The sequence below is a fragment of the Streptomyces sp. NPDC055239 genome (assembly GCF_053606205.1).
In genome coordinates this window covers 52,174-72,088 of record NZ_JBSGRD010000024.1, presented here as the reverse complement: position 1 = coordinate 72,088, position 19,915 = coordinate 52,174, and the positions used below count along the sequence as shown (strand labels likewise).

At 69.9% G+C, this 19,915-nt stretch carries 25 protein-coding genes; 9 read left to right on the top strand and 16 right to left on the bottom strand.

Annotation, left to right across the window (positions count from 1 at the left end):
• Positions 1-27 precede the first annotated feature (27 nt).
• Complete coding sequence (locus ACWFRJ_RS43135) at positions 28-453, top strand: DUF4267 domain-containing protein (RefSeq protein WP_453544306.1); 426 nt, start codon at positions 28-30, stop codon at positions 451-453.
• Positions 454-527: 74 nt separating this feature from the next.
• On the opposite strand, the gene ACWFRJ_RS43130 is transcribed toward ACWFRJ_RS43135, so the two are convergent.
• The 3 genes from ACWFRJ_RS43130 to ACWFRJ_RS43120 form a co-directional block, all read right to left on the bottom strand.
• Positions 528-1,385 (bottom strand): SRPBCC family protein, encoded by an 858-nt coding sequence (locus ACWFRJ_RS43130; RefSeq protein WP_453544305.1) that lies wholly within the window; start codon positions 1,383-1,385, stop codon positions 528-530.
• A 22-nt stretch (positions 1,386-1,407) separates the two neighbouring features.
• Complete coding sequence (locus tag ACWFRJ_RS43125) at positions 1,408-1,722, bottom strand: ArsR/SmtB family transcription factor (RefSeq protein ID WP_383276138.1); 315 nt, start codon at positions 1,720-1,722, stop codon at positions 1,408-1,410.
• Between the two features lie 110 nt (positions 1,723-1,832).
• The gene (locus tag ACWFRJ_RS43120) at positions 1,833-3,905 is read right to left on the bottom strand and encodes a HelD family protein (RefSeq protein WP_453544302.1); all 2,073 of its coding nucleotides are present in this window, start codon (positions 3,903-3,905) and stop codon (positions 1,833-1,835) included.
• A 67-nt stretch (positions 3,906-3,972) separates the two neighbouring features.
• Between ACWFRJ_RS43120 and ACWFRJ_RS43115 the strand changes: the two genes are divergently transcribed.
• Positions 3,973-4,749 carry a TetR/AcrR family transcriptional regulator gene (locus ACWFRJ_RS43115; RefSeq protein ID WP_453544300.1) on the top strand — a complete coding sequence of 259 codons (777 nt, stop codon included), beginning with the start codon at positions 3,973-3,975 and terminating at the stop codon, positions 4,747-4,749.
• 61 nt (positions 4,750-4,810) lie between these two features.
• Here the strand turns inward: ACWFRJ_RS43115 and ACWFRJ_RS43110 are convergent, their stop codons facing one another.
• Complete coding sequence (locus tag ACWFRJ_RS43110; RefSeq protein ID WP_453544298.1) at positions 4,811-5,632, bottom strand: TetR/AcrR family transcriptional regulator; 822 nt, start codon at positions 5,630-5,632, stop codon at positions 4,811-4,813.
• Between the two features lie 135 nt (positions 5,633-5,767).
• Here ACWFRJ_RS43110 and ACWFRJ_RS43105 point away from each other — a divergent pair, with 135 nt between their 5' ends.
• Together ACWFRJ_RS43105 and ACWFRJ_RS43100 are read left to right on the top strand one after the other, a co-directional pair.
• Positions 5,768-6,772 (top strand): ABC transporter ATP-binding protein, encoded by a 1,005-nt coding sequence (locus ACWFRJ_RS43105; protein ID WP_453544296.1) that lies wholly within the window; start codon positions 5,768-5,770, stop codon positions 6,770-6,772.
• A complete protein-coding gene (locus ACWFRJ_RS43100; RefSeq protein ID WP_453544294.1) occupies positions 6,765-7,511 on the top strand; it encodes an ABC transporter permease in 747 nt (248 codons plus the stop codon). The genes ACWFRJ_RS43105 and ACWFRJ_RS43100 overlap by 8 nt, the downstream gene beginning before the upstream one ends.
• A 23-nt stretch (positions 7,512-7,534) precedes the next feature.
• On the opposite strand, the gene ACWFRJ_RS43095 is transcribed toward ACWFRJ_RS43100, so the two are convergent.
• The 3 genes from ACWFRJ_RS43095 to ACWFRJ_RS43085 form a co-directional block, all read right to left on the bottom strand.
• Positions 7,535-9,406, bottom strand: coding sequence for a phosphotransferase (locus tag ACWFRJ_RS43095; protein WP_453544292.1), 1,872 nt, complete (start codon positions 9,404-9,406; stop codon positions 7,535-7,537).
• A 184-nt stretch (positions 9,407-9,590) separates the two neighbouring features.
• Positions 9,591-10,304, bottom strand: a complete 714-nt coding sequence (locus tag ACWFRJ_RS43090) for an HAD family hydrolase (RefSeq protein WP_453544290.1) — start codon at positions 10,302-10,304, stop codon at positions 9,591-9,593.
• A gap of 29 nt (positions 10,305-10,333) precedes the next feature.
• Positions 10,334-11,227 (bottom strand): GntR family transcriptional regulator, encoded by an 894-nt coding sequence (locus ACWFRJ_RS43085; RefSeq protein WP_453544367.1) that lies wholly within the window; start codon positions 11,225-11,227, stop codon positions 10,334-10,336.
• A gap of 125 nt (positions 11,228-11,352) precedes the next feature.
• On the opposite strand from ACWFRJ_RS43085, the gene ACWFRJ_RS43080 reads away from it, so the two are divergent.
• Positions 11,353-11,541 carry a hypothetical protein gene (locus ACWFRJ_RS43080; protein WP_453544288.1) on the top strand — a complete coding sequence of 63 codons (189 nt, stop codon included), beginning with the start codon at positions 11,353-11,355 and terminating at the stop codon, positions 11,539-11,541.
• Positions 11,542-11,558: 17 nt separating this feature from the next.
• Here the strand turns inward: ACWFRJ_RS43080 and ACWFRJ_RS43075 are convergent, their stop codons facing one another.
• Positions 11,559-12,434, bottom strand: coding sequence for a FadR/GntR family transcriptional regulator (locus tag ACWFRJ_RS43075; protein WP_453544365.1), 876 nt, complete (start codon positions 12,432-12,434; stop codon positions 11,559-11,561).
• Positions 12,435-12,688: 254 nt separating this feature from the next.
• Here ACWFRJ_RS43075 and ACWFRJ_RS43070 point away from each other — a divergent pair, with 254 nt between their 5' ends.
• Positions 12,689-12,868 (top strand): hypothetical protein, encoded by a 180-nt coding sequence (locus tag ACWFRJ_RS43070; protein WP_453544286.1) that lies wholly within the window; start codon positions 12,689-12,691, stop codon positions 12,866-12,868.
• 108 nt (positions 12,869-12,976) lie between these two features.
• Here ACWFRJ_RS43070 and ACWFRJ_RS43065 read toward each other — a convergent pair whose 3' ends face one another.
• Together ACWFRJ_RS43065 and ACWFRJ_RS43060 are read right to left on the bottom strand one after the other, a co-directional pair.
• Positions 12,977-13,972: an asparaginase gene (locus ACWFRJ_RS43065; protein ID WP_453544284.1), complete on the bottom strand. Its 996-nt coding sequence runs from the start codon at positions 13,970-13,972 to the stop codon at positions 12,977-12,979.
• 62 nt (positions 13,973-14,034) lie between these two features.
• Positions 14,035-14,655, bottom strand: coding sequence for an RsiG family protein (locus ACWFRJ_RS43060; protein WP_453544282.1), 621 nt, complete (start codon positions 14,653-14,655; stop codon positions 14,035-14,037).
• Positions 14,656-14,833: 178 nt separating this feature from the next.
• Here ACWFRJ_RS43060 and dtd point away from each other — a divergent pair, with 178 nt between their 5' ends.
• Positions 14,834-15,271 (top strand): D-aminoacyl-tRNA deacylase, encoded by a 438-nt coding sequence (gene dtd / locus ACWFRJ_RS43055; RefSeq protein ID WP_453544280.1) that lies wholly within the window; start codon positions 14,834-14,836, stop codon positions 15,269-15,271.
• A gap of 38 nt (positions 15,272-15,309) precedes the next feature.
• Here the strand turns inward: dtd and ygfZ are convergent, their stop codons facing one another.
• From ygfZ to ACWFRJ_RS43040, 3 genes are read right to left on the bottom strand one after another with little or no spacing between them, the layout of a single operon-like run.
• Positions 15,310-16,275, bottom strand: coding sequence for a CAF17-like 4Fe-4S cluster assembly/insertion protein YgfZ (gene ygfZ / locus ACWFRJ_RS43050; protein WP_453544278.1), 966 nt, complete (start codon positions 16,273-16,275; stop codon positions 15,310-15,312).
• A gap of 34 nt (positions 16,276-16,309) precedes the next feature.
• On the bottom strand, positions 16,310-16,756 hold the full coding sequence (locus ACWFRJ_RS43045) for a Fur family transcriptional regulator (protein ID WP_453544276.1): 447 nt from the start codon (positions 16,754-16,756) through the stop codon (positions 16,310-16,312).
• Positions 16,757-16,787: 31 nt separating this feature from the next.
• Positions 16,788-17,363, bottom strand: coding sequence for an FABP family protein (locus ACWFRJ_RS43040; RefSeq protein WP_453544274.1), 576 nt, complete (start codon positions 17,361-17,363; stop codon positions 16,788-16,790).
• 265 nt (positions 17,364-17,628) lie between these two features.
• Between ACWFRJ_RS43040 and ACWFRJ_RS43035 the strand changes: the two genes are divergently transcribed.
• The gene (locus tag ACWFRJ_RS43035; protein WP_389915838.1) at positions 17,629-17,991 is read left to right on the top strand and encodes a DsrE family protein; all 363 of its coding nucleotides are present in this window, start codon (positions 17,629-17,631) and stop codon (positions 17,989-17,991) included.
• Positions 17,992-18,040: 49 nt separating this feature from the next.
• Positions 18,041-18,298 (top strand): DUF3099 domain-containing protein, encoded by a 258-nt coding sequence (locus tag ACWFRJ_RS43030; protein ID WP_453544272.1) that lies wholly within the window; start codon positions 18,041-18,043, stop codon positions 18,296-18,298.
• A gap of 108 nt (positions 18,299-18,406) precedes the next feature.
• Here the strand turns inward: ACWFRJ_RS43030 and ACWFRJ_RS43025 are convergent, their stop codons facing one another.
• The 3 genes from ACWFRJ_RS43025 to ACWFRJ_RS43015 form a co-directional block, all read right to left on the bottom strand.
• Positions 18,407-18,694, bottom strand: a complete 288-nt coding sequence (locus tag ACWFRJ_RS43025; protein ID WP_160505842.1) for a DUF1416 domain-containing protein — start codon at positions 18,692-18,694, stop codon at positions 18,407-18,409.
• A 52-nt stretch (positions 18,695-18,746) separates the two neighbouring features.
• Entirely contained in the window at positions 18,747-19,592 is an 846-nt protein-coding gene (locus tag ACWFRJ_RS43020; protein ID WP_453544270.1) for a sulfurtransferase, read from the bottom strand.
• Between the two features lie 155 nt (positions 19,593-19,747).
• Positions 19,748-19,828: a putative leader peptide gene (locus ACWFRJ_RS43015; protein ID WP_350893136.1), complete on the bottom strand. Its 81-nt coding sequence runs from the start codon at positions 19,826-19,828 to the stop codon at positions 19,748-19,750.
• Between the last annotated feature and the right edge of the window lie 87 nt (positions 19,829-19,915).

Sequence of the window (19,915 nt, the reverse complement as noted above, 5' to 3'; positions counted from 1 at the left end):
CCGCGAAGACTCGCAAGGAGACGAACAATGCCGCTGAAGAAGCTCAACACCGTTCTGGCCGCCGCCTTCATCCTCTTCATCCTCTGGTTCGGGACGGAGTTCATCGTGAGCCCGGAGACGACGGCACCGGGCTTCGGACTGCCGAGCTGGCCGTCCGGCGACGGTGACGGCTTTCTGATCGTCAAGGGAATCCGTGACGTCGTCATGGCCCTGGTCCTGGGCATCCTGCTGGTGACGGGCCAGCGCAGAGCCCTTGGCTGGGTGCTCCTCGTGGAGGCCTTCGCCGCGTACGGCGACATGACCACCGTCCTTGCCCACCACGGCTCCGTGGCCATCGCGCTCGGCATCCACTGCCTGACCGCGACACTGATGGTGGTCAACGGCCTGCTGATACTGCGCGAGACCCGCAAGGTCGCGGCCGCTCCGGCGGCGCCCGCCCTGCAGCCCGCCTGACGCCACCGCCACCGCCACTGCCACCGCCACTGCCGCCGCCACTGCCGCCGCCGCCGCCGCCGAGGGAGCCTGCCTCAGCCCTCCAACAGCCGTCCCGCCAACCGCTCGATGCGGGCGTGCCAGGCGGCGAGCGCCTCCTCCGTGGCCGCCGCGCTGCCGAAGGGGCCGGTCTGCGTGAGGACGAGCCGGGTGCCGTAACCCGTGCCCTCGCCGAGCTCCCAGCGCACCTCACCCTTGGGATGCACGGCGTACGTGAGCGACACCGGGGCCCGCAGCGCGGTGACCGGGCCCGCGGAGACGCCGTCCGCCAGGAATCCGTCGGGGGCCGTGTCGCCCTCCAACGGCTCCTCGCCGGAGCAGAGTTCGGCCCACACCGCGTCCGCGGAGCGCACCAGCTGACGCTCGAAGCGGATGCCGCCGTCGGTGATCTGCCCGTGCCCCAGGTCGAACTGCTCCAGATACGCCTCGTGCAGCTCGCCCGCGTCCCGGCTCACCTCGGCCTTCCCGCCGTCCAGGAACTGGCCGAGCGCCGAGACGCACAGCTGCCAGCCCGCGGCGAAGCTCGGGGCGCCGAAGCGGTCACCGAAGGTGTGGACGAGGGTGAGCAGCGAGTTCCGGCCGTCGGGTCCTTCCGGGGTGATCTCCCAGCGCAGGTGGTCGTCGCCCCAGCTGAAGGCGAAGAGGCGCGGCTCGTCGGCGTCGGTGACCTCGCCGGTCATGCCGGGGCCCTCGTCGCCGGGAAAGTGGAAGCCCATCGCGCCGCCGGGCCGCAGCTCCAGGGTCACCTCGGAGGGGAACCACTGGGCGAGGTGCTCGGGGCGGGTGATCGCGGCCCAGACCTTGGCGGGCGGGTGCGCGAGGCGGCGCTCCATCCGCAGGACGCTGCGGCCGCCTTCCTCGTCGGGGCCGAGGGTGTCGGAGTGCGGGTTCATGAGGAGTCACCATCCATGTTCATCAGGACTCACCGTCCATGACGTCGAGGTGCCGTTCGAGGGCGTCGATCCTGCCCGCCCAGAGGTGCCGGTAGTGCGCGAGCCACGCGTCGAGCTCGGCGAGGGGCTCGGGCCGCAGCTCGTACCAGCGGCGCTGCCCGTCCTGCCGCACCTTCACGAGACCCGCGTCGCGCAGGACCCGCAGATGCTTGGACGTGCCGGGCTGGCTCAGACCGAGCCGCTCGGTGAGCTCACCGACCAGATGAGGACGCTCGAGGAGCAGATCGAGGATCTTCTGGCGGCTGGGCTCGGCGAGCACGTCGAACGGTATGGGCATACCTCGAACATACCTCGCTGGCTATATAACCGCAAAGGCATGTACCCGTGAAGAGCCCGTGAAGAGCCCGGACGATCGCCCCCTTAGCGCCCCCCCTTGGCGCCCCCCTCTTACGCCTCCCACGGAAGCGGCCTGCTGTGCAGCACGTCGAGCCGCGAGACCGCCCTGGTCAGGACCACGTACAGACGGCTGGGCCCCCGTCGTTCCGCCTCCGCGATGGCGGCGGGCTCGACGGCCACCACATGGTCGTACTCAAGGCCCTTCGCCACGGACGCGGGCAGCACCGTCACACGCGCGCCCAGATCGTCCGGGCCCGCGCTCTCGATGCCCGCCGCGGTGAGGGCATCGCGCAGGCGGTCGGTGTCGGCGTCGGCGGCGATGACACCGACGGAACCCTCGCGGGACAGCGCGTCCCGCACCACGCCGACGGTGGCGGCGCCCAGATCCCGTACCTCCTTGATCCTCAACTCACCGTCCCCGCGCAGCGATCGCGCGGGCGGTACGTCGACGTCGAGCGAGGCCAGTACGCGATTGGCGAGCCCCACGACCGCCTTCGGAACGCGGAAACCGATGGTCAGAGGAGTGACGGAGGCGTCGGGTTTGCCGAGGTGGGCGAGGAGTTCGGGCCAGCCGCGGGCGGCCCACGGGGTGGTGCCCTGGGCGAGGTCACCGAGGACGGTGAGGGAGCCGAAGTCAGCGCGGCGGGCGATCACGCGGGCCTCCATCGGGGAGAGGTCCTGGGCCTCGTCGACGACGATGTGGCCGTAGCCGTCGGGCCGTTCGAGCAGACCCGCGATCTCGTCGAGCAGGACGAGATCGGCGGCGGACCACTTCGCCGACTTGTACGAGCGCGGGGGCTTGGCCCACCGGATCGCCCGCTGCTCGTCGGCGTCGAGAATGCCGTCGGACGCGGCGGCGAGGGCCCGCGGGTCCGCGAGCAGCGCGGCGAGCACCTCCTCGGGCCTGACCTTGGGCCAGGCCTCTTCGACGAACGCCGAGACGGAGCGGGCGCGGGAGATCTTCTGCAGCCAGGTGTTGTTCACGGGGCCCGCGCGGCGCTCGGCCTGCTCCTGGATGTACCGGACGGCACGGGTGCGCACGCGCTCGCGGCCGACGGCGTACGGGGGTTCCTCGGCGCGTACGTCCGCGATGATCCGCTCCAGGTCGCCGAGCGCGACCCGCCAGGTGTACGAACCGTCCTGCACCGCGACGGAGTTGGCGGGCGGCGCGACGCGCGAGTAGAGCGCGCAGCGCAGGACGGCCGCCATCCGGGCGTCGTGCTTGACGCTCGCCGCGCTCTCGCCGTCCTGGGCCCGGACGGGGGCCTCGGCCCTGGCGATCTCGTCAGCGACGGTGGACTGACGCACGCCGGTCTCGCCGAGGGAGGGGAGCACCTCGGCGATGTAGCGCAGGAAGGTGCGGTTGGGGCCGAGGATGAGGAGTCCGGCGCGCTGTACTCGCTGGGGGTGGGTGTAGAGGAGGTAGGCGGCGCGGTGCAGGCCGACGGCCGTCTTGCCGGTGCCGGGGGCGCCCTGGACGCAGACGGACGCGGTGAGTTCGCCGCGGACGAGGTCGTCCTGCTCGGGCTGGATGGTGGCGGCGATGTCGCGCATGGGGCCGACGCGGGGGCGTTCGATCTCTCCGGCGAGGATGCGGCTGCCGGGTACGGGCGGGGTGCTCGGGGCGAGGTGCGCGGGCTGGGCGGCAAGCGGCTCGTCCTCCAGGCCCGTGAGGTCGGCGGAGTCGCCCTTGCTGCCGGGCGCCCAGCCGAAGCGGCGGCGGACGGAGACGCCTTGGGGGTCGCGGGCCCCGGCCTGGTAGAAGGCGCGGGACACGGGGGCGCGCCAGTCCACCACGAGGGGCGGGGCCGAGGGGTGTTCGGTGATGCGGAGACGGCCGATGTGGTAGCTCTGCCCGCGGTGATCACCGGCTTCGGCGGCTTGTGGCCCTTCGGCGGCGAAGTCGAGGCGGCCGAAGAAGAGCGGGGCCTCGGGGAGTTCACGCATCGCTTTGGCGTGGCTGCGGAACTGGTAGCCGAGGACTTCGGCGTCGGCGCCGGACGCGGAGACGTCCGCTCCGCTGACGACCTGATCCTCGGCGCCGTCGACCATGCCGGTGAGGGCGGTGCGGCAGGTGTCGTGGTAGCGGCGTTCCTGGGACAGGGCTTCGTCGGGTCGCGTCATACCGGCGAGCATAATGTAACTCGGTTAAATTTATTACCGAGAATCAAGAATGGGATAGGCTGCCGCCATGGCAGACGAAGAAGTGGACAGCGGCATGGGTTCTGGTACCGGCACCGGCACCGTTACCGATGTCGTCGGTACCGGTACCGGTACCGGTACCGGTACCGACGGCCTCGGTCTCCGCGAGCGCAAGAAGCAGCGGATGTACCAGGCGGTCTCCGACGCGGCGATCGCGCTCTTCCTGGAGAAGGGCTTCGAGAAGGTGCCGGTCGCGGAGGTGGCAGCCGCCGCCGACATCTCCAAGCCGACCCTGTTCCGGTACTTCCCCGCCAAGGAGGACCTCGTACTCCACCGGTTCGCCGACCATCTGGACGAGGCGGCGCGGGTCGTCACCGCGCGCCCCGCGAAGCGCTCCCCCCTGGACGCCCTGCACCGCCACTTCCTCGACGGCCTGGAGCGCCAGGACCCGGTGACGGGCTTGTGCGACAACGTCCACGTACTGGCCTTCCACCGGCTGCTGTACGGGACGCCGTCGCTGGTGGCGCGGCTGTACGAGTATCAGGAGCGGTCGGAGAAGGCGCTGGGGGACGCGCTGAACGAGGCGGCGTCGGGCGGGGCGGCGTCGGGAGCGGCGTCGGGCGGAGCGCCGGACGGAGCGGCCTCAGACGCACTCGCCGCGCGCCTGGCCGCCGGCCAGATCATCGCCGTGCAACGCATCCTCGCCCTGGACATCTGGCGCAGGGTCGACGCGGGCGAGAAGGCGGAAGCGGTCTGGCCGGACGCGGTGGTGGCGACGAACCGGGCGTTCGGACAGCTGCGGTCGGGGCTGACGCGGTACGCGTGAGGACGTGCGGGCTTGAGGACGTGAGGGCTTGAGGGCGTGAGGGCGTCAAGCGGCCTCGCCCCTACGCGCCCCCCGCCCCCTCCCCATCCACCATCACGGCCACCCCGTCGAGCACCCGTCCGATCCCGAACTCGAACTCCGCGTCCTCGGCGTCGGCGACCTCCAGTACGCCCACCGCGAGCAGCCGACGCAGCGCGGGGAAGCGGTCCGGGGCGGCAGAGGTGAGCGCGTCGACGGTGCGGGCGTACTGCCGCATCACCTCGTCGGGCTCCTGGCCGCCGGACAGCATGCCCGCGTCCAGGTCGGCCATGAGCGTGACCTCGTTGCGCACGAAGCCGCCGATGAGCATCAGGACGGACGGCTTCCAGCCCTCCTCAAGGCCGCTCCCGTCGAGCGCCGCGAGCCCCTGTTCCATCCACTCCAACTGGCGGGGCGTCGCGGGCGGCCCGCTGATGGGGATGCGTACGAGCCACAGATTGCGCCGGAAGACATCGCGCTGGGCCCGCGCCCACCACTCCAGGCGCGCCCGCCACCCCACGACGTCGGACGGCAACTCGGGCGGCGACCCCGTGGCGGCGTCCTGCATGAGGACGTACAGCTCGTCCCGCGAAGAGACGTACCGGTAGAGGGACATCGGCGAGACGCCGAGCGCCTTGGCGACCCGCCCCATGGAGACCGCACCGATCCCCTCCGCAGCGGCGATGGCGACGCCCGCGTCGACGATGCGGTCCAGGCTCAGCCCCGGCTTGGGCCCCTTCGACGGGCGTTCTCGCAGCCCCCAGGCCGTTTCGAGGGTCGCGGAGAGCCCTGTGTCCCCCGCGACCTCACCTGCGGTCCGGCCCACGACCTCGCCCGCATCCGCACCTTCACGATCCGCCGCCATGATCCGCCGCTACCTCCTCCTGAGCTGCCGTGCTTGACGCACATCGTAGTTCTGCGTAACCCTTACTCAATAATGCGTAGACCTTACGCAATAGGCAAGTGCGCAGCCAGAGCGCCACCAACCCGGGGGAAAGCCATGCCACCCGCACCACCAGCCATCGAGGCGAAAGACCTCACCAAGTCCTACGGATCGGGATCCCGATCCGGCTCGGGCGCCCGAGCCGTACCCGTCCTGCGCGGCATCGACCTCCACGTCCCGCCGGGCACCGTCTTCGCCCTCCTCGGCCCTAACGGCGCCGGCAAGACGACAGCCGTCCGCATCCTCACCACGCTCACCACGCCCGACGCGGGCACGGCACGGGTGGCGGGCCACGACATCCGTACCGGGCGGCGCGAGGTCCGTAGCGCGATCAGCCTCACCGGCCAGTTCGCGGCGGTCGACGAGACGCAGACCGGCGCGGAGAACCTCCGCATGATGGCGAGGCTCGCGGGCCTGCCCCGCCCCGACGCCCGCGCCAAAGCGGCCGACCTCTTGGCCCGCTTCAGCCTCACGGAAGCGGGAGACCGCCTGGTCCGCACGTACTCGGGAGGCATGCGCCGCCGCGTCGACCTGGCGGCGGGCCTGGTGGGCGACCCGGAGGTCATCTTCCTCGACGAGCCGACGACGGGCCTGGATCCGCGCAGCCGCCAGGAGATGTGGCAGGTGGTACGCGACCTGACGGCACAGGGCACGACGGTCTTCCTGACCACTCAATACCTGGAGGAGGCAGACCAACTGGCCGACCACATAGCGGTGTTGCACGAGGGGAAGATCGCGGCAGAGGGATCGCCTTCGGCACTCAAGTCCCTGGTGGCGGGCCACCGCCTGGACGCGACGGTCACCACCCAGGAGGCCTACCTCCGCCTCTCCCCCCGGGCCACGCACCACTCCCCCGACACCCTGACGCTCGGCTTCCCGACGGACGGCACGGCAAGCAACGTACGAGCCCTACTGGACGAACTCGACCCGCACCGGACCGAGTTGGAGACCTTCGCCCTGCGCACGGCAACCCTTGACGACGTCTTCCTGGCCCTCACGAACCCGTCCACGAACCCGTCGCAGCCGAACGAGCCGGAGAAGAAGGGGATGACCCATGTCTGAAGCCCTGATCATGACCGGCCGCGCGATCCGCATCAGCCGCCGCAACGTGGACGCCCTGATCACCTCCATGGCGCTCCCCGTGATGCTCCTCCTGATCTTCGTCTACTTCTTCGGCGGCGCGATCAAGACGGACACCAAGTCGTACGTCACGTACGTGGTCCCCGGCGTCCTCCTCCTCTGCGCCGGATTCGGCTCGTCGAACACGGCGATCGCGGTCACGGAGGACCTGAAGGGCGGCATCATCGACCGCTTCCGCTCGCTCGACATCGGCGGCACCCAGATCCTGACGGGCCACGTCATCGCCTCCGTGGCCCGCAACCTCATCGCCACGACCCTGGTACTCGCCCTGGCCTTCGCGATCGGCTTCCGCCCTTCGGCGACGCCCGCGGCCTGGCTCGCGGCGACGGCCATACTCCTGGCGTTCATCCTGGCCCTGTCCTGGCTCTCGGCGACGGTCGGCCTCCTGGCCAAGTCACCGGAGGCGGCGGGCGGCTTCACGTTCTTCGTGAGCTTCCTGCCCTATCCGAGCAGCGCCTTCGTCCCGGCGGACTCGATGCCCGGCTGGCTCAGGCCCTTCGTCGACAACCAACCGGTGACCCAGGTCATCGACTCCCTCCGCGGCCTGCTCCTCGGCCAGCCGGTGGGCTCGACACCCTGGGTGGCCCTGGCCTGGTGCGCGGGCATCCTGGCCGCCTCGGTGGGGGCTTCGGGGGCGCTGTTCAGGAGGCGGACGGCGTGAGGAGCGTAAAAGACGTGAAGGGCTCAGCGCTCCCGGCGCAACCCCAGTGAGGCCTTCGCCGCGTCCAAGGTCATCGCGTACGAATCGACGGCGCGCCGCACGTTCGGGCTGTCCACGGCGTCGCTCTCCAGCCGGTCCAGGTCCACGTAGGCGGACCGGACGAGTTCGATCCAGCGGTACACCCGCCAGTCCTGCTCCCACCCCTTGGTGTACTCGGGCGGGAGCACGCGGGCCCACCGCGCGAACAGACGCTGCCTGATCTCGACCCGCGTCGGTGTGAGGTGCAGATGGCGCACCAGGTCGTAGAGCGGATCGCCGATCATGGCCAACTCCCAGTCGATCATGGTGAGTCGGCCGCCGGACCCGGACCGCACGAGGTTCCACGGGTTGAGGTCGCCGTGGAGCAGTACCGAGGGGCGTGACGTGGTGTCGTGCCTGCCGAGGATCTCCTGGAGCCGCCACCCGTTCGGGAGTCCGCGGGAGCGGGCCTGGCGCTGGGTCTCCTTGGACAGCGAGTGCACGAACCGGACCAGTTCCGCGCTGAGCCTGCTGTAGAAGCCGGTCTGCGGTGCGGCCGGATCGAGCCCCCGGTGGTCGACCCGGGTCAGCGCGTGGAGCTGGTCCACGAGGTTGTCCGCCTCGTTGGGCAGCAGGCCGTGGACAGGGTGGTTCGGCGGCTGCTCGCCGACCAGCGGGCCTTCGTAGGAGTGGACGGCGAACAGGTCGCCCCGGCCGCTGATCCCGAGGGCCAGGATCTTCGGCGCGCTGACCCCGGCCCGCGACTTCTCGATGGCGGCGAGCACGGCGTGTTCGCTGAGGAACCCGCCCTCCTGGCGGGGCGCCGCACCTGCCTTGCGCCTCACCACGACGGGCCGCTCGACCCCGTCCACGCGCACCACCGTGTTGAGATGGGCCGTGCCCTTGAACACCCGGTGCTGCTGCGCTGCGCCCTCCGCGGCAAGCGCCTTCAGGACGGCGGTCCGGGGGAAGTCGGGGCGCTCCGGGACGCGTTCGTCGGGCTGCCAGGAGAGGGTGGACACGGGCGGCGGGCCCTCGGCCGACGCTGCCGCGTGCCGGCTCTCGATGCGGGCCGCCTGCCACCGGAAGAGCGCCTGCTCGACCACGCTCACCTCGGGCAGCCGGGTGAGACCGAGCGGCTTCTCCGCCGAGTGCAGGCACTGGCGTACGGATTCGGCGGCCGCGCCCAGACGTGTGCTGTCGAGCGTCTCCCCCAGGGAACCCGCCGCCCTCATCACGTCGAGGTGGACGGCACGGACCTGTTCGAGGGCGATGTAGCTCCAGACATCCGCCCGCACCCTCTTCACGGACGCGGGTCTCCGCCTGCTCATGGCGCAGACCCAGGCGTCGATCACCTCCGGCCACTGGAATTCGGGATACCGCATGCGCACCAGATGGGACGCCAGGTCGTAGGCGGGGTCGCCGTAGACCGCCCGGGACCAGTCGAGGCTCACCGCGAGATCCTGGTCGAGGACCGTGGCCCGGCTCAGGTCCGTGTGCAGGAGGCTGTACGGGCGCCGCGCCATCGAAGGCGACCGCCCTGCGCACTGGACCAGGGCATCAGGGCCGATCCCGAACGCGTCGAAGAGGCCGCCGAATTCGGCCCGCACCGGCCGCACGTCACGCTCGTGCGTGTGCCGGGCGAGGTCCCGCAGGAACCCTCCGCTGTCCCTCTCGTCGTGCGGCCAGCCGCCGACGGGGCTCAGGAGTGACTCCTTGCGCACCAGGGCCAGCTGCGCGAGCAGCTCGGCGATGGCCTTGATCAGCTGCGAGTCGACGGGCTTCCCGTCCTCGGGGGTGAGCAGGTGGCCGGGGAGCACGGGGCGGTGGACGTCACGGAAGACCGGGGATCCGTCCGCCCAGGCGCTGATCGACACGTGCTGCTCCTGATGCTCGCGCGCGTACACGAAATTGCCGCACAGCCTTAATTACGCACACTCTTCCACGCGGCGCGAGGGCAGCACACGGCGGAGAGTAGCCAAGGACGTGACGCGCTATGTAACGCGCTCAACCGCCGGGCGTTACTCAGTCCCGTACTCAGCCCCGTGCGCGGCCCCGCACTCAGCCCCGTGCGCGAAGGATCTTGAGAACGGGCTCGAGGGATCTGACGATGTGCTCGGGCCTGACCCCCGCGGCCCGCAGCAGCTCTTCCTTGTGATCGCTGCGCGCGTAGCCCAGGAAGCTCACTCCGGCCCGCGCCGCGGCTTCGTGGTCGGTGGGTGCGTCGCCGATCATCAGCGCCGTGGAGGGGGCGGCACCCATGGCGCTCAGGGCGCGGGTGATGCAGTGCGGGTGGGGTTTGAGCAGATCGAGGTTCTGGGTGCGGCCGTAGACGTGCGGGGCGAAGCAGCGCATCAGGTTGCGCGATTCGAGATACCTCGTCACCGCACGCGCGGAATTGTTGGTGGTGATCGCGAGCCGGGTGTCGGCATTGACCCAGGTCTGGATCACGGGGTCGGCGTACGGAGTCGGATACGCGGTCCCCGTCGCCGTCAGCTCCTCCAGAGTGAGCTGCTCCTCGATCTCGGTGATCAGATCGCTGCCGGGGTGCCGGGCTGCGACGGCGCGCATGACGACCTGTGGGTCCGCCTCCGCCTGCATCTCATCGGACAGCAGACCGCGCAGGCCTCGCTCCGCCAACCCGCGCAGCATGCCCGCCGCGATCCGCTCGGCCTTGTGCTGCGCGAACAGCTGGCAGATGGGCCCGTCGAAGTCGAAGAGGACGAAGCGGGCGCGAACGACCAGCTCTCGCAGATTCTTGATCTCTTCTGTCATCTGTTCGGTCTGCGTCGTATCAGGAGTCACTAAGAGAGTGTCAGCTCCGTCGCGATGGTTGCCCAGAGCGCGTCGAACCATTTCTGGGACTCCTCCACGAAGGCGGCGTCCCGGGGGGCCGCGCCCTTGTCGAAGGAGAACAGGGGCGACTTCAGCCCCGCGACGTCGAACGCCTCCATCTCCGCGCTGCCGAGGTCGAGCGTGCTGCGCTCGATCGTGTAGTAGGCGAGGAGCGCCTCCCGCTGGTTGAGCAGATAGAGCTTGACCGGCGGTGTGAACGGCAGCGCGCGGAACGACACGTCGACGTCGATGCCGTGCGAGGCGCGCAGCACCCGCAGGTTGTGGCGCAGGACCTGTCCCTGGGTGTTGCGCAGCGCCAGCCAGCGCCGGTGGACCTTGCCGTCCTCGTCCCCCTGGCCGTCGACGGCCCTGGGGAACGCCAGGTTGATGTCGCTGCTGGGCAGCAGGATGCGGACGCTGATCGATTCCGGGTGGATGAGTCCCTCGTGGATGCGGCGCAGGGGATCGCCGAGCGCCAGGATCAGCGTCTCCGCCGTGTAGGACACCACGTCGATCCGTACCTGGGGCTCCGAGAACGCCGCCGCGAGCCGTGGCGCGAGGCCGACCATCGAGGCCTGCGGCTCCTCGCCCGCCGACGTCGATACGGGCGGCTCCGCCGCGATGCGTGGCGGGCTGCCCTTGCTCACGTTGGCCAGGAGGCCGTCACCCTGCAGCGTCTTCAGCGCCTGTCGAACCGTCCCCCGCTCCACGCCGAACTCCTCCGCGAGCACCGCCTGCGTGGGGAGCCGGTCGCCCGGCTTGAGGTCGCCGGAGCGGATGCGGTCACGAAGGATGTCTGCGATGTCCTGGGGAGTGAGCTTTCTGCTGCCGTTCACTGCAACGTTCTCCTGGGTCACAACCAGACGATACAACTCCTCGCCATCTCAGGGCAGTTGTCTTGAAGTTGTTTATGTTGCGTGACCAAGAGGGGACAACTTAAGTGAAGTTGGTTGCCAACTCGTTTGAGATGGCAGAAGGGGGAACCATCATGGCAGTCCTCACCCTCCTCATATCCTTGTCCACGGTCGGCTTCGAGCAGTTCGTGCAGTGGCGGTACGGCACCACGGGCATCGTCGGCCTGCTGTTCCTGACCGTCGGAATCAAGACGAAGAGCCACACGTGCAGCTCCATCGGCGCGGTCGTGCTCGCGCTGGTACTGACCGGGCCCGCGATCTAGTCACGAGCGGCCACGCGTCAGCCCTGCGCCAGTTCCAGGTCCTGGCTGATCGTGCTCCAGAGCGCGTCGAACCAGAGGTGGGACTGCTCCACGAACGTCGTGTCCCGCAGCCCGTCGCCCTGGTGGAAGGGGAAGAGCATCGACTGCGCGCCCTGGGCGTCGTACATCTCCAGGTACTCGTGGTCGATCTCCTCGCTCTGCTTGGCGAGGGTGTAGTACGCGAAGAGCGCCTCGGATCCGTTGAGGAGATACAGCTTCACCGGCGGCGTGAACGGCAGCGCGCGGAACGAGACTTGTACGTCGACGTCGTGCGAGGCCCGCAGTGCAAGGAGGTTGTGGCGCAGGACCTGCCCCTGTGCGTTGCGCTGGTCGAGCCAGTTCCTGTGCACCTGGCCGCCCTCGTCGTCCCCGCTGTCCACCGGCGCGGGAAAGGCGAGGTCGATGTTGCGACTCGGCAGCAGTACGCGGACGGTGACCTTGGCCGGTTTCCGCTGTCCGGCGTGAATCTGGCGGAGCGGTTCGCCGATCGCCATCGTGAGGGAGACGGAGGTCAGGCAGAGCGCGTCGATCTCCACATGGGGGGCCTCGAACGCGGCGGCGATGCGCGGGGCGAGGCCGACCATGGTCGACTGCGGCTTGGCGCCGCAGGGCCCGGAGAGGCCGTGCCCCGCGGGTTCGGCGACCGTGGCCGGGCTGCCCTTGGACACGTTCGCCAGCAGGTTCTCGCCCTGCAGGGTGCGCAGCGCCTCACGTATCGCGCCACGCTCTACGCCGAACTCGTCGGCCAACTCGGCCTGAGTGGGCATGCGTTGGCCGGGTCGCAGCGACCCGGACCTGATCCGGTCGCGAAGCTCGTCGGCCACCTCGTGGTGAGACCTGTGCGGCCTCTTCATCCCCTTGACAGGGGCAGGTTCCGTGCTCACAACCAAACGGTACAACTTCGGGCCAACTTTGGGGAGTTGCTGTGAAGTTGCTCAGAAGGTGGTTACTAATCGAGCCATCGCGGAGATAACTCAGGTGAAGTTGGTGGCCAACTTAGGCAGCCTGGCAGGAACCCTGAGGGGTTGGCGGCCGGCGGTTGCCCATCGGATGGCCGTCGACCGAGCAGGACAGGGTTTCGCCGCCCCGTCCCGGAAGGGGGAACGTCATGCCGCTCATCGCCATCGCCGCCGTCGCCATCGGATTCGAGCAACTCGTCCAGTGGAAGTACGGCCCGATGGGCATCGTCGCCTTCGTCCTGCTGACGGTGGGCATCAAGGCCAGGAACACCAAGATCAGCGGCGTGGGGGCTGCGCTCCTCGTCCTGTTGCTCGCCCAGTCGGGCTGACAAGTGCTGGCTGACCGGGTTCTCCCATCCGGAGGGGAGCCGGGAGCCCGGTCAGTCATTGATCCGAGGGAGGGGGGGAGGGGAGCGGGGGGAGGTCTCGGGCGGAGGTTAGAACGCCGCCCGGATCTCCCCCACCTCGGTGGGGCCGCCGAGCAGGGGCGCGTGGCCGACGCGGGTGAGTACGTCCGCCTCCACGCCCGCCAGACGCAGCGCACGGGCCAGGACGGGGCCCAGGGCCCGTATCCCGCCGTCGTCCACCTTGAAGGCCAGCGCACGGCCGTCCGGCAGCGCGAACGCCTGGACCGCCTCGGCGCCCATCTTGGAGAGCGCACCGGGGATCTCCCGCATGAGCCACGTGTCGGGCCTGCGCGTCCCTGCCACGTACTCGGGGTGGGCCCGCATCGCGTCCGCGACCCGGCGCTCCGCCGTCTCCTCGGGGGCCAGGACGAAGTGGCGGAAGGCGCGGGCGAGGCCGATCAGGGAGATCGCCATCAGCGGGGCGCCGCAGCCGTCCGTACCGACCGCCGCGACCTTCTCCCCCGCCGCTTCCTCGACCACCGTCAGGATCAGCTGCTGCAGGGGGTGCTGCGGGTCCAGGTAGGAATCCGTGGGCCAGCCGTTCAGCTCGCACACCGCCAGCATCGACGCGTGCTTGCCGGAGCAGTTCATCGTGACCCGGTCACGAATGGCGCCCGCTGCCAAATATGTCTCGGCCTCGACCGCGTCGAGCGGGAGGTCGGGCGGGCACTGCAGGTCCGCCGCCGTCAGGCCGTGCTCGGCCAGCATCTTCTGTACGAGGTCCCGGTGGAACCCCTCCCCGGAGTGGCTCGCCGCCGTCAGCGCGAGCCGCTCGCCCGAGAGGTCGAGCCCCGCCCGCAGCACACCGGCCGCCTGCATCGGCTTGTTGGCCGACCTCGGGAAGACGGGGGCGCTCACGTCCCCCATGGCCAGCTCCACGCTGCCGTCCGCCGCGAGCAGCACCAGGCTTCCCCTGTGGCGGCCCTCGACGAAGCCGGAACGCACGACCTCGGCGAGGACCGGGGCCGGGGGTATCGCCGGGGATATGGCAGGGGTGGCTGCGGACTCGGCAGACGTCGAGGTCATCTTCGGCCTTCCGGGGCGGGGGGTGGCGTGACGGGCCGCCCGCGAAAGCCGGGGTCACCGGGTCAGGCGAGCAGGTCGTCCACTTGTGCTTCGCCTTCACGGTACCTGCGGGCGATCTCCGCGCTGCAATCGTCCGCCGTGCGCTGGAGCTGCTGGCGGCGCCGGGAAACCTGCTGTTCGTAGCGGGTGAGCCGCCCCATGGCCGTGTGCAGCTCGTCGTCCGTACGGGCGTCCAGGTCGGAGAGCCCGACCTCGGCGAGCATCTCCGTGGCCAGGAGGCCGTACTCCGCGCTGTGCGGCGTGCCGAGCGTCACATGCCGGGCCGACGAGCGGTGCCGGGCGGGGCCGTCCGTGAGGATCTCGGAGAGCCGCAGCACGAGCGGCCCCTCCGGACCCGGCGCCGTCGGGTCCTTACGGCGCGCGACCTCGGCCCGCAGGATGTCGATCCGCCCCTGGAGGAGGCGCCGGACATAGCTCAGGTCCGCCTCGTTCTGCTGCGCGTCCCTGCGCAGCTCACGCAGCTCGCGCAGGAGCAGCGCGGCAAGGTCGTGCTCGGGCTGCTCGGACAGCACCGCACCGCCCTTGCGCTGCACGGGCGGCCGCGGCACGTTCGTACGCCCCGCGGCGCTCATGCGGGTCAGCGACACAGATGCGGGCGGCTGTCCCGTACTTGGTGTGCTCATGTGGCTCTACCGTCCCCTCGACCGGCGCGGTACACCGCGTGTTGAGCATGGTGCCACCCCGGGTGGCCACTATGTGAGCGAGTGCCCCAATCAGCCCCAGATGGGGGGTTCAGGGCACTCCCGCGGGCGGCGCATCCGGCGGCCCTCACGGCCGTACGGAGCAGGCATGATGGGCCATATGCGTGCTGTGGTGCAGAGGGTGGACGGAGCGAGCGTCGTCGTCGAGGGCGAGGACGGCCCCGAGACGGTCGGCGAGATCAGTGGCGAGGGCCTGTGCGTCCTGGTGGGGGTGACCCACGAGGACACCAAGGAGAAGGCGGCCCAACTCGCCCGCAAACTCTGGTCCGTTCGGATGCTGGCCGACGAGAAGTCCTGCTCGGACATCGACGCGCCGCTGCTGGTCATCAGCCAGTTCACGCTGTACGGCGACGCGAGGAAGGGCCGTAGGCCCACCTGGAACGCCGCCGCGCCCGGCGATGTCGCCGAGCCCCTCGTGGACGAGGTCGTCGCCCAACTTCGGTCGCTCGGCGCAACGGTGGCGACGGGGCGCTTCGGCGCCCAGATGCGGGTGTCTTTGACTAACGACGGGCCGTTCACGGTGCTTCTGGAGATGTGACGGGCCCGAACTGAACCGCCCAAGGCCAGCCGCCCAGGCTACGGCTCGACCACTACCTCCTGCGAAGCCGCCACCGCCCCCGCGAGCAGCCCCGCGTCGAGCGACACGTTCCGCTTCACCAGGGCCAGGGCGATCGGGCCCAGCTCGTGGTGACGTACCGCCGTCGTGATGAAGCCCAGCTTCCGGCCCTCCTCGCCCTCCGAGGCGAGACGCAGCTCGGTTCCGGCCGCCGGCAGGAGGACCTCGCTGCCGTCCAGGTGGAGGAAGACAAGGCGGCGCGGGGGCTTGCCCAGGTTCTGGACGCGGGCGACCGTCTCCTGGCCTCGGTAGCAGCCCTTCTGCAGGTGCACCGCCGTGCCGATCCAGCCGAGCTCGTGCGGGATCGTGCGGTGGTCCGTCTCGAAGCCGAGCCGCGGCCTGTGCGCCTCCACGCGCAGCGCCTCGTAGGCGAGGATGCCGATCGCGGGGCCGTTCTCGTCGGCGTACGACTCGAGCGACGTACGCGGCAGGAACAGATCGCGGCCTTGCGGCGTCTCGCGTACGACGACGCCTTCCGGGACCGGGGCGATCGAACCGGCGGGCAGGTACACGACCGCGAACTCGTCCGTGCGGTCGGCGACTTCGACGCGGTTGAAGAACTTCATGCTCTCCAGGTACGCGACAAGGGCGTCCTGCGTGCCGGGCTCGACGTGCGCCCACACCGTCTCGCCGTCGTCGACGAGATAGAGGACGTGCTCGATGTGTCCGTTCGCGGAGAGGATCAGCGCCTCGGTGGCCTGCCCGACGGGCAGCTCGGTCACGTGCTGCGTGAGCAGCAGGTGCAGCCAGCTCAGCCGGTCGGGTCCCGAGACGGTGACGACACCGCGGTGCGAGAGGTCGACGAAACCGGTGCCGTCGGCGAGGGCGCGCTGCTCACGGAACAGATCGCCGTAGTGGGCGGCGACGCCTTCGTCCACGCCCTCGGCGGGGACGGCGCCGGGCAGGGACAGGAGGGGGCTCTTCATGTTCACCCACACTACGACCCGGTAGCGGGCGTTCTTATTCCGCGTCGCCCGCGGAGGCCTTGCGGGAGCAGTCCTCGCAGCGCCCGAAGATCGCGAAGTGCTTCAGGTCCGTGTCGAAGCCGAACGTGTCCCGCAGCTTCGCGGTGAACTCGGCCGCCACGGAGACATCGGCCTCGATGACGTTCGTACAGTCCCGGCAGACCAGATGGATGTGGTGGTGGCGGTCCGCCAGGTGGTACGTCGGCGCGCCGTGCCCCAGGTGCGCGTGGCTGACAAGACCCAGCTCCTCAAGGAGCTCCAGGGTCCGGTACACCGTGGAGATGTTGATCCCCGACGCCGTCTTGCGCACTTCGCAGAGGATGCCGTCGGGGGTCGCGTGCTCAAGGGCGTCGACGGCTTCGAGGACGAGCTGACGCTGCGGCGTCAGCCGGTAGCCGCGCTGTCGCAGGTCGCTCTTCCAGTCGAAGTCGGTGCTCGCCACACAGGCAGTCTAGGCCAGAAGCGACTGAGGCCTACTTGAAGAAAGCGATGCCGTCGTCCGGCAGATCGCCGCCCAGGCCCCTGGCCATCTCGGCGACGTCCTCGGGCGAGACGACCTTCTTCAGCTGCGCCGACATGTACGGCCGCAGCGGCACCTCGGGGGTCTGCTTCTCGCCGACCCACATCAGGTCGCCCTTCACATACCCGTACAGACGCTTGCCGCCGGTGTACGGGCCGGAGGCCGCCGTGCGGGCGACCGCGTCCGTGACGATGTCGATCTGCGGCTTCTGGTCGGCGAGCTCGCCGTACCAGACCTCGACGACGCCGTCGTCGCGGACCATCACGGTCTCGACCTTGCGGTCCTTGTCGATGCGCCAGAAGCCCGACTCGGACTCCAGCGGCTTGACCTTGTTGCCCTCGGCGTCGAGCACCCACGTGTGCGAGTGGTACTCGATGAAGTTCCGCCCGTCATGGGAGAAGGACACTTCCTGACCGAAGTTCGCCTTCTCGGCGCCGGGGAAGTCGGTGACACCCGCGCCGGCCCAGTTGCCGAGGAGCCACACGAGGGGCACGAGGTCGGGGTGCAGGTCGGACGGAATCTCGATCATGGGAAGCTCAGGCGATCTCTAGGTGGCGTACGGGGTGTACGGGGCCTACGGGCGTACGGGGCTCAGCGCTGACCCTGGTACAGCTTCTTCACGGACAGTCCGGCGAAGGCGAGAACGCCGACGCAGACCAGAACCAGCAGGGCGGAGAAGAAGGCCTCAAGCACGGGGTGCTCCTCGGTGAGCTATTGGGGCAGTTATCAGAGCCGGTCCCACTGTAGTCGTGCGCGCCGTACACCTCTCTGCGAGGTGGCCTTACGATCTGGCCATGGCGAAGAAGCTCGTGATCAAGGTGACCGCCGGGGCCGACGCCCCCGAGCGCTGCTCGCAGGCGTTCACGGTGGCGGCCGTTGCCGTGGCCAGCGGGGTGGAGGTCTCGCTCTGGCTGACGGGCGAGTCGGCGTGGTTCGCGCTGCCGGGGCGCGCGGCGGAGTTCGAGCTGCCGCACGCGGCGCCGCTGCCCGATCTGATCGACTCGATCGTGGCCGCGGGACAGATCACGCTCTGCACACAGTGCGCGGCGCGGCGCGAGATCACCGAGAAGGACGTGATCGACGGGGTACGGATCGCGGGCGCACAGGTGTTCGTACAGGAAGCCATGACGGACGGCACGCAGGCACTCGTCTACTGACGGCACGCAGGCACTCGTGCACTGAGCAACCCGGTCGTACGCTGGACTTATGTTCGCGCGACGACGCCATGCGTACTTCGCCATGATGGGCACGTGCATCGCCCTCTTCGTCCTGGCGTGGGGCGTCGTGCGGCTCTGGTCCATTCCCGTCGCCGTCGGGATGTGCGTGGTGGCGATGGTGATCCCGCCCCTGGCCGCCATCGTGGCCAACCGGCGCGGCCCCGAGGACCGCTGGTGGGACGACCCCTCGGGGGACTCGAAGTCCGACGAGTGGTGGGACGAACTGGACGGCAAGCACCGGCGCTGACGGCAGACAGGCACCGGCCCCGGCGACGAAAGCCGAAGGACCGCACCCCGTACCAGTGGCGTCCAACCCCTGGGGTGCGGCCCTCCAGCCGTCAGTGATCCGTTTTCGTCAGACCGCGATGGCGACCTCGGCGAGGCCGCCCGTCTGTGCCACGACCGTACGGTCGGCCGTGCCGCCCGGGATCAGGGCGCGCAGCGTCCACGTGCCCTCGGCCGCGTAGAAGCGGAACTGGCCGGTCGCCGAGGTCGGGACCTCGGCGGTGAACTCGCCGGTCGAGTCGAGCAGGCGCACGTAGCCGCTGACGGGTTCGCCGTCGCGGGTCACCTGGCCCTGGATGGTGGTCTCGCCGGGCTTGATCGTCGAGGCGTCGGGTCCGCCGGCCTTCGCTCCACACATATGCGTTCTTCCTTAACTGGTCACTGCGGGGGTTCGGGGAGGGTTACGCGGGCTACTTGTTGGCGCCGAGCTCGATCGGCACGCCGACGAGGGAGCCGTACTCGGTCCACGAGCCGTCGTAGTTCTTGACGTTCTCGACGCCGAGGAGCTCGTGGAGCACGAACCAGGTGAGCGCGGAGCGCTCACCGATGCGGCAGTACGCGATGGTGTCCTTGGCCAGGTCGACCTGCTCGTCCTCGTAGAGGGCCTTGAGCTCGTCGTCCGACTTGAAGGTGCCGTCGTCGTTGGCGTTCTTCGACCACGGGATGTTGCGCGCGGACGGGACGTGGCCCGGACGCTGCGACTGCTCCTGCGGAAGGTGCGCCGGGGCGAGCAGCTTGCCGCTGAACTCGTCGGGCGAGCGCACGTCGACCAGGTTCTGGGTGCCGATCGCGGCGACCGCGTCGTCACGGAAGGCACGGATCGAGGTGTCCTGCGGCTTGGCCTTGTACGAGGTGGCCGCGAGCTGCGGGACCTGGTCGCCGTCGACCAGGTCGCGGGAGTCGAGCTCCCACTTCTTGCGGCCGCCGTCGAGGAGCTTCACGTCCTGGTGGCCGTAGAGCTTGAAGTACCAGAAGGCGTAGGACGCGAACCAGTTGTTGTTGCCGCCGTAGAGCACGACGGTGGTGTCGTTCGCGATGCCCTTGGCCGAGAGGAGCTTCTCGAAGCCCTCCTGGTCCACGAAGTCGCGGCGGACCGGGTCCTGGAGGTCGTCGGTCCAGTCGATGCGGACCGCGTTCTTGATGTGGTTCTTGTCGTACGCGGAGGTGTCTTCGTCGACCTCGACGATGACGACCTTCGGGTCGTCGATGTGGGCCTCGACCCAGTCGGCGTCTACCAGGACGTCGCTGCGGCTCATACTTTGTCTCCTCCGGGGCAGTTACGGCGGGGCTTTGGTGCTGTGCGAGGGGGCGCCGGGTACGTGCTGTGATCGCTCGATGGCGCGGCGTACACGGCGCGGGGTGGCCCTGACGAGGTCAACGGGCCGGGGGATGCGGGAGACGGAGCTCCCGCTCAGAAGGTGCGACAGAGCATGGCGGCGACGCGGCACAGGTCCACTGCCCGCCGCTTCGTGAGGTCCGCCTGTCGGTGCATGCGTCCGATCGTAAGGACGCAAGGGCGGCCGTGTCACCGGCATGTCGAATGATGAGACGCGATCATCCACGATGTGGGATGGAACGA

Excerpts from the sequence above, each read along its gene's own strand:
- ACWFRJ_RS43135 (WP_453544306.1), top strand. The coding sequence starts at position 28 with ATGCCGCTGAAGAAGCTCAACACCGTTCTGGCCGCCGCCTTCATCCTC.
- ACWFRJ_RS43130 (WP_453544305.1), bottom strand. The coding sequence starts at position 1,385 with ATGAACCCGCACTCCGACACCCTCGGCCCCGACGAGGAAGGCGGCCGC.
- ACWFRJ_RS43125 (WP_383276138.1), bottom strand. The coding sequence starts at position 1,722 with ATGCCCATACCGTTCGACGTGCTCGCCGAGCCCAGCCGCCAGAAGATC.
- ACWFRJ_RS43120 (WP_453544302.1), bottom strand. The coding sequence starts at position 3,905 with ATGACGCGACCCGACGAAGCCCTGTCCCAGGAACGCCGCTACCACGAC.
- ACWFRJ_RS43115 (WP_453544300.1), top strand. The coding sequence starts at position 3,973 with ATGGCAGACGAAGAAGTGGACAGCGGCATGGGTTCTGGTACCGGCACC.
- ACWFRJ_RS43110 (WP_453544298.1), bottom strand. The coding sequence starts at position 5,632 with ATGGCGGCGGATCGTGAAGGTGCGGATGCGGGCGAGGTCGTGGGCCGG.
- ACWFRJ_RS43105 (WP_453544296.1), top strand. The coding sequence starts at position 5,768 with ATGCCACCCGCACCACCAGCCATCGAGGCGAAAGACCTCACCAAGTCC.
- ACWFRJ_RS43100 (WP_453544294.1), top strand. The coding sequence starts at position 6,765 with ATGTCTGAAGCCCTGATCATGACCGGCCGCGCGATCCGCATCAGCCGC.
- ACWFRJ_RS43090 (WP_453544290.1), bottom strand. The coding sequence starts at position 10,304 with ATGACAGAAGAGATCAAGAATCTGCGAGAGCTGGTCGTTCGCGCCCGC.
- ACWFRJ_RS43080 (WP_453544288.1), top strand. The coding sequence starts at position 11,353 with ATGGCAGTCCTCACCCTCCTCATATCCTTGTCCACGGTCGGCTTCGAG.
- ACWFRJ_RS43075 (WP_453544365.1), bottom strand. The coding sequence starts at position 12,434 with ATGAAGAGGCCGCACAGGTCTCACCACGAGGTGGCCGACGAGCTTCGC.
- ACWFRJ_RS43070 (WP_453544286.1), top strand. The coding sequence starts at position 12,689 with ATGCCGCTCATCGCCATCGCCGCCGTCGCCATCGGATTCGAGCAACTC.
- ACWFRJ_RS43065 (WP_453544284.1), bottom strand. The coding sequence starts at position 13,972 with ATGACCTCGACGTCTGCCGAGTCCGCAGCCACCCCTGCCATATCCCCG.
- ACWFRJ_RS43060 (WP_453544282.1), bottom strand. The coding sequence starts at position 14,655 with ATGAGCACACCAAGTACGGGACAGCCGCCCGCATCTGTGTCGCTGACC.
- dtd (WP_453544280.1), top strand. The coding sequence starts at position 14,834 with ATGCGTGCTGTGGTGCAGAGGGTGGACGGAGCGAGCGTCGTCGTCGAG.
- ygfZ (WP_453544278.1), bottom strand. The coding sequence starts at position 16,275 with ATGAAGAGCCCCCTCCTGTCCCTGCCCGGCGCCGTCCCCGCCGAGGGC.
- ACWFRJ_RS43040 (WP_453544274.1), bottom strand. The coding sequence starts at position 17,363 with ATGATCGAGATTCCGTCCGACCTGCACCCCGACCTCGTGCCCCTCGTG.
- ACWFRJ_RS43035 (WP_389915838.1), top strand. The coding sequence starts at position 17,629 with ATGGCGAAGAAGCTCGTGATCAAGGTGACCGCCGGGGCCGACGCCCCC.
- ACWFRJ_RS43030 (WP_453544272.1), top strand. The coding sequence starts at position 18,041 with ATGTTCGCGCGACGACGCCATGCGTACTTCGCCATGATGGGCACGTGC.
- ACWFRJ_RS43025 (WP_160505842.1), bottom strand. The coding sequence starts at position 18,694 with ATGTGTGGAGCGAAGGCCGGCGGACCCGACGCCTCGACGATCAAGCCC.
- ACWFRJ_RS43020 (WP_453544270.1), bottom strand. The coding sequence starts at position 19,592 with ATGAGCCGCAGCGACGTCCTGGTAGACGCCGACTGGGTCGAGGCCCAC.
- ACWFRJ_RS43015 (WP_350893136.1), bottom strand. The coding sequence starts at position 19,828 with ATGCACCGACAGGCGGACCTCACGAAGCGGCGGGCAGTGGACCTGTGC.